Here is a 10,131-nt window from a genome sequence, read left to right as displayed (position 1 = left end):
CCGCCGCCAACTACGCCGCCCACCGCTACGGCTCCATCGACCACGTCAACTCGGCCTACTGACCGGACCTGCCGGCCATGCGGCCGAACCCGGCCAGAACATGCCCCGGGCCCGGCCTTGCGCCGTGACCGAGACGTAAGCATGAGCCCTTTCCGCGCTCCCCGCCCTCGAACAGGCCTGCTCGGCAGGCAGGTTCATCCCGGTCCACGCACACGGTTGGGCCCGGACCCTGAGGGCGGAGACGGCGGAGCGCGTGGAGGCCGACCACGTGGCATTCGAGGCAGGGGCACGCGGTCCCATGCCTCGCACGTGGCGATGCCGTCGGTGTATGGCTATTCGAACCGTGTGGTGTCGCCTGCTCCTCGGCGCACGATCGTGGCTTCGCCTTCGGAGAAGTCGATGACCGTCGTCGGTTCGGTGCCGCAGTCACCCGAGTCGACCACCGCGTCCACCTCGTGGTCGAGCCGCTCCTTGATCTCCCAGCCCTGTGTCATCGGCTCGTCCTCGTCGGGCAGGAGCAGGGTGCTGGAGAGCAGCGGCTCACCGAGCTCGGAGACCAGGGCCTGGGTGACCACATGGTCGGGAATGCGGACTCCGACCGTCTTTTTCTTCGGGTGCAGCAGCTGACGCGGCACCTCCTTCGTCGCCGGGAGGATGAAGGTGTAGCTCCCGGGCGTGGCTGCCTTGATCGCGCGGAACACGTCGTTGTCGACGTGTACGAACTGACCGAGCTGCGCGAAGTCCTGGCACACCAGGGTGAAGTGGTGACGATCGTCGAGGTTCCGGATCGAACGGATCCGGGTGATGCCGTCACGGTTGCCCAGCTGGCATCCCAGTGCGTAGCAGGAGTCCGTCGGGTACGCGACGAGCGCACCGGAGCGGATGGTCTCAGCCACCGTGCTGATGGTGCGCCGCTGAGGATTTTCGGGGTGCACGTCGAAGTACTTCGCCATTGTTCGAGCTTATGTGATCCGGACTGCCTTGGTGAGGAACGGGATCCGGGACGTCGGCGAGAACCTCGGCAAGTCCGGCGCTGGGCGACGCCGTACAACTGCCGTGCCCCGGGCATGGTTCGGCGGCTGCCGAACTTTTCCGTGCCTAGCGTGACGGTATGAACTCCTCCGTGCACGAAATCCAAACGTACGCCAATGTCCTGGCCGCGCTCGCCGAGCCGAGGCTGATCCCGGTACCGGATGAGGGCGAGGCCGCCGCGCTCGGCACCATGGGCTGGTTGCGCTCCACCGTCGCGTGCTTCGGCAGGGGCGATAGCTCCTCCAGCGTCGGCAGCATGGCGGTGATGCACAGTCTGCCGAACACCTCTCTGGTCATCAGGGACACGCCCTCGTCCGCAGGCAGCCCCAACACCCGCATCATCAGCGGCACGAGCTCGGCCTCCGGCGGCTCCCCGCCGATGCGGTAGGGCTGTTCCCGGGCCGCCAGTGACGGTTCGAGCTTCGGCGGTGCGACGACGAGGACATCGTCCCCACGCGCCGCGCAGGCGTCGATGAACGGGACAAGCGGGCTGAAGTGTCCCGATCCGCTGGTCGAGGCGACAAGTACACGCATGGCACGAGCGTAGGGATCGGCGCCCCACACCCACAGGGCCGCATTGCGCCGACTTCCGGCACTCCGCCAGCCGACCACTGACGCCAGGCGGCGGTACGGACCCAACGACGGAGTCCACGCGCAACCCGTCCGGTGGATTCGTGGTGCTGCAAGCAGACGTACGAGGGAAGGAGAGTGAAATGCCTGAACTCTCCGCACCCGTGATCAAGCTCGTACGGCGGACCACCGAGCCTGTCGCGGCGCAGACGCTGCGCTCGACGGCGGCCGCGGTCATCTCCTATGTCGTCGCGGTGTGGACTCTTCCTCAGCCTGTACCGCTGACGGCTCCGCTGACCGCGCTCCTCGTCGTTCAGGTCACCCTGTACGCGACGCTCACCACGGGCATCCGGCGCGTCAACTCCGTCGTCGTCGGGGTGCTCATCGCCATCGGCTTCAGCGCGCTGGTGGGTCTGAACTGGTGGAGCCTGGGCCTGACGATCTTCAGCTCGCTGATCATCGGACGAATGGTGCGGGTGGACGAGTTCGTGCCGGAAGTCGCCATCAGCGCGATGCTCGTCCTCGGCGTCTCCCAGGTCGCCGCCACCGCATGGGACCGCGTTCTGGAGACCCTGATCGGTGCGGGCGTCGGCCTGTTGTTCAACCTGCTCGCACCGCCCGTATGGGTGCAGAACGCGGGCGTGTCCATCGACGAACTGGCGGGGGAGATGGGACGGATGTTCCGGGCCATTGGCGAGGAGGTCGGCGGCCACGTCTCGGTCGCGCAGGCGGCGGCGAGACTGCACGATGCCCGCAGACTGGACCACGACATCGTGGCCGTCGACGCCTCGCTCCGGCAGGCCGAGGAGAGTCTCCTGCTCAACCCCCGGATCCGGCAGGGCCTTCTGTACCGCATCGTCCTGCGGACCGGACTCGACACACTGGAGATCTGTGCCGTTGTACTCCGTGTACTGGCCCGCACGCTGACGGACCTGGCCAAAGCCCGGACCGGGGAAACCATGTTCCCGGAGGACGTGGCCGCCTCGCTCCGGGAACTCTTTGCGCAGATGGCCGACGCCATCGAGAGCTTCTCCACTCTGATCACCACCCCGGTGTCCGCCAATGCCGAGGAGGCGGAGTCGCGACTTGCCGCCGCACTGGCCGCCAGCCGCGCCACTCGGGACGTGGTGGCCGACCTCCTGCTGGAGGACGTTCAGGAGCACCCCCGACAGTGGCAACTGCACGGTGCGCTGCTCGCCGAGGTCGACCGCATTCTCGATGAGCTGGACATCGACAAACGCGCCGAACGCCTTGGCGAGGAGCTCGACCGCCACTCCGCTGAACTGCACGAACGCTATCCCCGGCTCGCCGCACTGCGGCGGCGGCTCGGCAGCCACCGGGCCCCGCAGCCGACAGTCCCGGGAGGGTGACGGCGCGGCGATGGGAGACCCGCACCCTGCGCTGCCGTCGGCGTACGCGAAGGTCCTCCACAGGGCGAGCACTTCACATCATCGAGCGGCGCCCGGAGTCCGGCACGGCTGTTCGACGCGGGCGGACCCGGTAGCCCGGCCTTACGATGCAGGAGGGCAATCGGAAGCCTCAGAGCACCGGGACGGGACCCGCAGGGTCCGCGGTCTCGCGCCTGATCACGGAGGCACGTCACATGGCACCTGACCAGATCCCAGGCATCGATCTCACCGCGGCTCCCAGCGGGGCGGGATGTGCGGACTGCTTGGCGGGCGACGGACCGGGATGGTGGATGCACCTGCGCCGCTGCGCGGCGTGCGGACACATCGGCTGCTGCGACTCCTCGCCCTCGCAGCACGGTACGAAGCACGCACGCGAGGCAGGACATCCGTTCCTGGCCAGCTTCGAACCGGGGGAGAACTGGCTCTGGAACATCGAGACCGAGGAATATTACGAGGGATTGGAGCTGCTCCCGCCCACCTCGCACCCGGTCGCCCAGCCGACCCCGGGTCCCCAGGGCAAGGTCCCCGCGGACTGGGAGCGGCAACTGCACTGAAGCCGCGCTCCTCATCCTCGGGCAGGCGTACGGGTCCTCAGGCACGGATCGGTGATGCCGCCGGGGCAGGCGAGACGGGCGATGTCCCAGCCGGCGCGCCCCGCGCCGGCCTGATAGGCGCTTTCGTAGAAGGCGAGTACGGCCCCACGTGGATCGCTCTCGGTGCGGGCCGCGTCATACGGCAGCACCGCCAGGTGGCTGCCGCCACGATCCACCCATTGCGCCGACACCGGAGTGAGGGGTTCCTCCGCCAGCCGCGCCGGTTCGGGAGCGGTGTACGAGTAGAACGCGGGCGCGGCGAACGTGTCGTCACCGAACCAGAAACCGAAGCTGATCACTTCCCGGGAGTAGGCCTCCCGGGTCACCGGGTCGATTTGCTTGGGCTGGTCGATCTGACGCTCCGAAAAGCGGGTGTGAGCGATATCGAAGGTGTGCCAGAAATGGTGCACCGGACTGACTTTCCCCGAAAACCGCGCGGCGAATTCCTCCAGTACCAGTGCTACTTGACTGAGGACCTGCCAATACCGGTTTGCCTGTTCGGGATCGTATGCCGCGTGCTCCGTGTCCTCGGCGAACGGACGGTCGGCGTCGGACAGATCGAATGGCTTGGGCAAGTTGATATCCACCTCGATGCCCAGCGCGTCCAGGGCGGCCATGACCGTCTTGTGGAAGGAAGCCACGGACTGGCCCGAAAGCGGGAACGAGACCGTCGTGCCGTCCAGTCTTGTGATGACGAGTCGATGGCCGACGAAGTCGAAGTCCACCGTGAAAATCGGGTTGCCGTCGATCTGCCCCATGGGGCGGGTGGTGATACCGCGGCCAGTGAGGTGAAACGGGACGTTCCACCAGTGATTGCGCCGGACACTGGCCGCGAGACGGATCTTTCCGATGATCTGCGCGAAGCGGTGGAGCGTCTCTTTGGTGTCACGCCATTCGGCGAGCGGCATGGGCGGGAACAGCTCCATCGCCATCACTTCTCTCATGCTGCCGGACGGTCCCGGCGGGCGGGCAGGGCGTTCTTCCGCACCATCATGGCCATGCCCAAGGTGTGCGGCACCTTGTGCGGCCGCCGTGGTGTCGTTCGCGTGAACCTGCACGCCTGGACGGTGGGCGGCCACTCGCGCGCCGCAGTCGGCGCAGACGGGTGACGCGCGGCTGCTCCTGGTCGTCTCCCCGGGGACGCCCTTCCCGACGAGTCGGAGGCGGGGTGTCCGTCCGGCAGCGCCAAAATCTCCTAAATGTCGCAATTTTGGCGATAAGGGGAAATCGCTCGCCGTTCTGGTGAACGTGCAACCCGTGCGGGCCTGAGCTTTTACGTACCGGGCAAATCGCCCTTTTCGGGCTGAGTGGTGAGAGTCACCTTCCGGACCCGCGGACGCATTGGCATGCCGCCCGGTTCCCTTCTGTGCCAAGAAAGTTGGCTTCGCGGACCGGGGTGGAATGTGAAAATTTCCGCGACTCGATCTTGTAAATGAATTGTGATCGAGAAATGGGGACTTGTTCGGGTCGGAGTTTCTCGCCTACGGTCACCGTCAATCCGGATGGAACGCCGAATCCTGCCGCCGTCCGGGAACCCGACCACTCACGTACGGCAGGAGCGGGGGACCCGCGCAAGCCGCCGATCCGGTATCCGGAACGGCTAGGGGTGAAGTCGTATTCCCATACGACGAGGCAACTCCAGCCTTAACCCGACAGCTCACCTCGTAGGCGACGGAGAGGAATACGCCATGCCCGCACAGGTTAACCACCGTCGTCGTAAGCCCAGTTCGCTGACTCGCGGATTCATCGCCGTGAGCACGGGCGGAGCCGTTCTCGCGCTTCCGATGATCGGGGCAACCGTTGCCTCGGCAGCGCCGGCGCAGCCTGCCACCGCCGCCGTCTCCAAGACAGTGGCGCCCGCTGCCGCCCCCGCCAAGCCGGCTGCCGTGCGGGCGGCTACGCCCACCATCTATTCCGTGATAGCCGGTGATTCCCTTTACAGGATCGCCCTGAGTCATTCCGTGAGCGGCGGTTGGCAGCAGCTGTACAAGGACAATCGAGCGGTCATCGGAGCCGACCCCGGCGTCATTCACGCGGGCCAGAAGCTCACCATCGGCGCCACCGCGACCACGGCGGTCGAGTCCACGACGGCCGCGAGCACCGCCGCTGCCGTCACCGCGAAGCCCGCGACGTACACGAACGACCTCGACGGCTGGATCAAGGAGTCGCTGGCCGTCATGGCCCAGCACGGCATCCCCGGCAGCTACAACGGCATCCACCGCAACATCATGCGCGAGTCCGCGGGCAACCCCCGGGCCATCAACAACTGGGACTCGAACGCCGCCAAGGGCACGCCGTCCAAGGGCCTCCTGCAGGTCATCGACCCCACGTTCCGGGCCTACCACGTGCCCGGTACGTCGATGGACCCCTACGACCCGGTCGCCAACATCACGGCCGCATGCAACTACGCCGCCGCCAAGTACGGCTCGATCGACAACGTGTTCGGGGCCTACTGACGCCCGGTTGCGTTGATTCAGGCATGACGGGTGGCGAAGGTCCGATGGGGCTTCGCCACCCGTTCCCGTCGGTGTCGCGCACGGGAGACTGTGCAGAAGTCGAGAAGTCAGCCCGCCTTGCTTCGCATCCTGCGGCGTCGCCGGAACGTCCGAATGCGCCCAGTATGAGGACGCTCCTCCGCCTTGCGATGCACCGCATCTGACGCCGTGCCCTGATCCACCAGGGATTACGGGTCGGCCCTTACGGCCTGGTGCACGATAGCGAGCGGGCTCCCGGCGTCATGCGACTCCGCTTCCGGCGTTGTCGTCAGTCGACGACTCCCCCATGGCCTTGAAGGCACGGGAGGGGCCCCCTTCGCGTCGCCTCCCTCTTCCGCCTTGGATTCGAAGCCGCATGACGCCGCTCGCTGATCCACTCGCTATCGTGCACCAGGCCGTTAGTGTGTGCGACCAGGTTCGGCCCGCCGGGGGCGGCCCGCCTGACAGGCAGCGTTGCGCATCCGGGCCGCCTCGGTCGGGTGCATGTTACCCATCGGTATGTAGTGACTTAATGCGCGAACAGCAGTAGAACCAGTTTCACTCTCTGGAGAGTGAGGCGTGTCACATGAGTGACTTTACCATGCACAATGCAGGCCCCAAGGGCCTTTCGCGTCGAAGGTTCATCACAGGAACTGGTTCTATTTTAGGAGCCGTGGCCCTTGCGGGTCACACCACCCCGGCCCAGGCCGGGGTCGGCTCCACAACTGCCCCGATCGACTCCGGGGCCCATGTCCCGGCCCTGGTGATCGGCACCGGATACGGTGGCTCCGTCGCCGCGCTGCGTCTCGCCCAGGCGGGCGTCGACGTGCACATGATCGAAATGGGCATGGCCTGGGACACCCCCGGCCCGGACGGCAAGATCTTCGCCAACACGACCTCCCCGGACAGCCGGTCGTACTGGCTCCGCACCAGGACCAAGCAGCCCCTCAGCAACTTCCTCGGCTTCCCCATCGACAAGAACATCACCCGCACCACGGGGATCCTCGACGCCGAGGAGTTCAGCGGGATCACCGTCTACCAGGGCCGTGGCGTCGGTGGCGGCTCGCTGGTCAACGGTGGGATGGCGGTCACTCCCAAGCGCGAGAATTTCGGAGCCGTCCTCCCGTCGGTGGACGCCGACGAGATGTACGACATCTACTATCCGCGCGCCAACGCCGGGCTCGGGGCCGGCACCATCGACCCGGCCTGGTTCGACACCGCCGCGTGCTACCAGTACGCCCGGGTCGGCCGTGAGCAGGCCCAGCGCGCCGGCTTCCCGTTCGTCTTCGTGCCCACCGTGTACGACTGGGACTACATGAAGCAGGAAGAGGCCGGAACCGTCCCCAAGTCGGCGCTGGCCGGCGAGATCCTCTACGGCAACAACTACGGCAAGAAGTCGCTGCAGAAGACGTACATCGACCGGATCAGGGCCACCGGCAGGGTCGTCATCTCGCCGCTCCACAAGGTGACTTCGGTCGCCCCGGCGCCAGGCGGCGGTTATACGGTCGTCATCGACCAGATCGACACCGGCGGTGTCACCACGGTCACCAAGACGGTGACCGCCGACCGGGTGTTCTTCGCGGCCGGCAGCGTGGGTACCAGCAAGCTGCTGGTGAAGCTGAAGGCCACCGGCGCGCTCGCCGGCCTGAACAACGAGATCGGTAAAGGGTGGGGCGACAACGGCAATGTCATGTGCGGCCGGGCCAACCACATGTGGGACCCGACCGGCAGCCTCCAGGCGTCCATTCCCACGGGCGGCATCGACAACTGGGCCGCTGGTGGCGCGTTCGCCGAAGTCGCGCCGCTGCCCACCGGGATCGAGACGTACGCGTCGTTCTACCTGTCCATCACCAAGAACCCGAACCGGGCCGAGTTCTCCTGGAACGCCGCGACAGGAACGGTCGACCTGAACTGGCAGACCGCCTGGAAGCAGCCGTCCATCGATGCCGCCAAGACGATCTTCGACCGGATCAACCAGAAGGAGGGGACGATCTACCGGACCGATCTCTTCGGCACCTACAAGATCTGGGGCGACCACCTCACGTACCACCCGCTCGGCGGCGCAGTGCTGAACCGGGCCACCGACAACTACGGCCGCCTGCACGGCTACTCCGGCCTGTACGTCATCGACGGCTCGCTGATCCCCGGCAACACCAGCGTCAATCCGTTCGTCACCATCACCGCGCTCGCCGAACGGAACATCGAGAAGATCATCGCCACCGACCTGTGACGGTCAACGGCCGGGCAGCGCGCAGCTGGTGTCGAGGCCCAGCACATGATTGAGCCGGCCGAACGCCAGCCATGATCCGATGCTCATGCTCAGCTCCACGATCTCGAGCTGGCTGTAGTGCGCGGTCATCCGGGACCAGAACGCGTCGTCGAGGTTGTGGTGATCCAGGGCGTACCGCTCGGCGTATTCGGCGGCCAACCGGGTCCGGTCGTCGAACACGTCGGTGGTACGCCACTGGGTCACCGCGTCGGCGAAATCCTCCTCGACCTTCACGCCGTCCCGTTCGGTCCGCCAGTCGAGGCAGAAGGCGCACCCGTTGATCTGGGCGATCCGCAACCGCGCGGCTTCGAACTCGCGCAGTCCCAGGGTCGTGTGGGCGTACACCGACAGCGAGAAGTTCGATGCGGCGATCCCGATCCCGGGCACCATCTCACCCCACACGTACTCGATCGCGTCCTTGCCCTCGGGGATGTCGATGTTCATGGATGTCTCCTTCCGAGCTTGCCGACTGCTGGGCGCAGCGGGACGTCGAGCGCGTCGTAAAGTCCTGGTTCCGCGTCCACGAGCCAGTCGATGGCGCTCACGAGCCGGCCGACCGCGGTGGCGTTCCCGCCCGCGGACCTGTTCTCGCCCTCGTCGGTGGCCTCGACCGTGACCTCGATGCGCGGGCGGCCCTCGATGATCACTCGATGTGCGCCGTCTCCGTCGCGCGGTGTCGGCCAGTCCGGTGCGCAGGAGGGGTGGATGCGCGTGATGTGCTCGATGACGATGCGGGGTTCGCCCCCGACGATGCCCTGCACTTCGAACCGCACGGCGCCCTGGGTGCCGGCCTCGAACGTGCCCATCGTCCTGGTGCTCACCGTGGCGTCGAGCGGGCTTCGGTCCAACGTCTCGCGGATGTCGTCGAGTTCGGCTCCCAGAGCCCTGGCCATCAGCCGTATCTGCCCACCCCACACCATGGTCGGGACGGTCGGTGCGAGCATCAGCGGCTCGTACTCCATCGGCTGGCCCATGCCGACCAGGTACCGCACCGATTCCTCCTGGTCGTAGGTGGAGTAGTCGAAGATCTCCTGACAGCGGATCACGTCCACGGAGGTCCCGAGTCCGCTGATCAGCAACGGGAGGACGTCATTGCCCCAGCCGGGGTCGACACCGGAGACGAACAGCGAGCCGCCACCGTCCGCGATGGCGGCCAGCACCGGATCCCGCAGCTCCGGCGGGGCGCCCAACTGGTCGTACAGTGCGTACAGTGCGGGGGTGACGACCACGGCCCCGGCCCGGATCGCCCTGCAGATGTCGGCGAGGGCGTCGTCGGGGCGGATGTCGCCGGACGCGGCGTACACGACGGCCCGGGGACCGGTGGCCAGCACGGCATCGACGTCGTCGCCCGCCAGGACCCCGAGCGGACGACCGAGCCCACCGAGTTCGCCCGCGTTGCGTCCCACCTTGTCGGGGTTGTGGACGAGTACGGCGGTGAGTTCGAGCGCCGGATGGGCCTCAACGGCGCGGATCGCGGCGCGGCCGACATTTCCTGTGCCCCAGACAACCGTGGAAATCATGCGCGGAGGGTAGCGAGAGGGCCTATCACTTCCTAGTGCCGCGACGCGACGAGTTTGCCGGGCGGGGCAGGGGAGTCGGCTGCCACCGCGACACCGCCCGGGCCGCGCCAGCTAAGTCGTTACCGAATGGGGTACACCCCCGGGCCGGCGCCTGGGGGACGAGCCCGGTGTGACCGAGGAACGGGACGCAGGAGCGAGCGCGGGCGGCGACAACGCACGCGCCTGCGACAAGCGGCTGGGCTGAGCATTCGGATCGATCTCGGA

The 10,131-nt window shown here is 67.1% G+C and carries 9 protein-coding genes and 1 riboswitch; of the genes, 4 read left to right on the top strand and 5 right to left on the bottom strand.

Annotation, left to right across the window (positions count from 1 at the left end; genetic code table 11):
- Positions 1-332: 332 nt before the first annotated feature.
- Both ACIBB8_RS21460 and ACIBB8_RS21455 read right to left on the bottom strand, forming a co-directional pair.
- Positions 333-953, bottom strand: coding sequence for an L-threonylcarbamoyladenylate synthase (locus ACIBB8_RS21460; protein WP_398954350.1), 621 nt, complete (start codon positions 951-953; stop codon positions 333-335).
- A 145-nt stretch (positions 954-1,098) separates the two neighbouring features.
- Positions 1,099-1,566 (bottom strand): hypothetical protein, encoded by a 468-nt coding sequence (locus tag ACIBB8_RS21455; protein ID WP_398954348.1) that lies wholly within the window; start codon positions 1,564-1,566, stop codon positions 1,099-1,101.
- 179 nt (positions 1,567-1,745) lie between these two features.
- Here ACIBB8_RS21455 and ACIBB8_RS21450 point away from each other — a divergent pair, with 179 nt between their 5' ends.
- The gene (locus ACIBB8_RS21450) at positions 1,746-2,972 is read left to right on the top strand and encodes an aromatic acid exporter family protein (protein WP_398954346.1); all 1,227 of its coding nucleotides are present in this window, start codon (positions 1,746-1,748) and stop codon (positions 2,970-2,972) included.
- Positions 2,973-3,205: 233 nt separating this feature from the next.
- A complete protein-coding gene (locus ACIBB8_RS21445) occupies positions 3,206-3,565 on the top strand; it encodes a UBP-type zinc finger domain-containing protein (protein ID WP_398954344.1) in 360 nt (119 codons plus the stop codon).
- Positions 3,566-3,576: 11 nt separating this feature from the next.
- Here the strand turns inward: ACIBB8_RS21445 and ACIBB8_RS21440 are convergent, their stop codons facing one another.
- Positions 3,577-4,530, bottom strand: a complete 954-nt coding sequence (locus tag ACIBB8_RS21440) for a DUF5996 family protein (RefSeq protein WP_398954376.1) — start codon at positions 4,528-4,530, stop codon at positions 3,577-3,579.
- 572 nt (positions 4,531-5,102) lie between these two features.
- Positions 5,103-5,288, top strand: a riboswitch (cyclic di-AMP (ydaO/yuaA leader).
- Between the two features lie 4 nt (positions 5,289-5,292).
- Here ACIBB8_RS21440 and ACIBB8_RS21435 point away from each other — a divergent pair.
- The gene (locus ACIBB8_RS21435) at positions 5,293-6,060 is read left to right on the top strand and encodes a transglycosylase SLT domain-containing protein (RefSeq protein WP_398954342.1); all 768 of its coding nucleotides are present in this window, start codon (positions 5,293-5,295) and stop codon (positions 6,058-6,060) included.
- 604 nt (positions 6,061-6,664) lie between these two features.
- Positions 6,665-8,308: a GMC oxidoreductase gene (locus ACIBB8_RS21430; RefSeq protein ID WP_398954340.1), complete on the top strand. Its 1,644-nt coding sequence runs from the start codon at positions 6,665-6,667 to the stop codon at positions 8,306-8,308.
- Between the two features lie 3 nt (positions 8,309-8,311).
- Here the strand turns inward: ACIBB8_RS21430 and ACIBB8_RS21425 are convergent, their stop codons facing one another.
- On the bottom strand, positions 8,312-8,791 hold the full coding sequence (locus tag ACIBB8_RS21425) for a carboxymuconolactone decarboxylase family protein (RefSeq protein ID WP_398954338.1): 480 nt from the start codon (positions 8,789-8,791) through the stop codon (positions 8,312-8,314).
- Complete coding sequence (locus ACIBB8_RS21420; protein WP_398954336.1) at positions 8,788-9,867, bottom strand: dihydrodipicolinate reductase; 1,080 nt, start codon at positions 9,865-9,867, stop codon at positions 8,788-8,790. The genes ACIBB8_RS21425 and ACIBB8_RS21420 overlap by 4 nt, the downstream gene beginning before the upstream one ends.
- Positions 9,868-10,131 lie beyond the last annotated feature (264 nt).

The organism is Streptomyces sp. NPDC051286 (assembly GCF_044455345.1).
In the GTDB taxonomy this organism is placed as follows: domain Bacteria; phylum Actinomycetota; class Actinomycetes; order Streptomycetales; family Streptomycetaceae; genus Streptomyces.
Note: the sequence above shows the minus strand (reverse complement) of the source record. Positions and strands in the feature narration are given on the sequence as shown.

Bases quoted from the DNA above. Each gene is read 5' to 3' on its own strand.
- ACIBB8_RS21460 (WP_398954350.1), bottom strand. From the start codon at position 953: ATGGCGAAGTACTTCGACGTGCACCCCGAAAATCCTCAGCGGCGCACC.
- ACIBB8_RS21455 (WP_398954348.1), bottom strand. From the start codon at position 1,566: ATGCGTGTACTTGTCGCCTCGACCAGCGGATCGGGACACTTCAGCCCG.
- ACIBB8_RS21450 (WP_398954346.1), top strand. From the start codon at position 1,746: ATGCCTGAACTCTCCGCACCCGTGATCAAGCTCGTACGGCGGACCACC.
- ACIBB8_RS21445 (WP_398954344.1), top strand. From the start codon at position 3,206: ATGGCACCTGACCAGATCCCAGGCATCGATCTCACCGCGGCTCCCAGC.
- ACIBB8_RS21440 (WP_398954376.1), bottom strand. From the start codon at position 4,530: ATGGAGCTGTTCCCGCCCATGCCGCTCGCCGAATGGCGTGACACCAAA.
- ACIBB8_RS21435 (WP_398954342.1), top strand. From the start codon at position 5,293: ATGCCCGCACAGGTTAACCACCGTCGTCGTAAGCCCAGTTCGCTGACT.
- ACIBB8_RS21430 (WP_398954340.1), top strand. From the start codon at position 6,665: ATGAGTGACTTTACCATGCACAATGCAGGCCCCAAGGGCCTTTCGCGT.
- ACIBB8_RS21425 (WP_398954338.1), bottom strand. From the start codon at position 8,791: ATGAACATCGACATCCCCGAGGGCAAGGACGCGATCGAGTACGTGTGG.
- ACIBB8_RS21420 (WP_398954336.1), bottom strand. From the start codon at position 9,867: ATGATTTCCACGGTTGTCTGGGGCACAGGAAATGTCGGCCGCGCCGCG.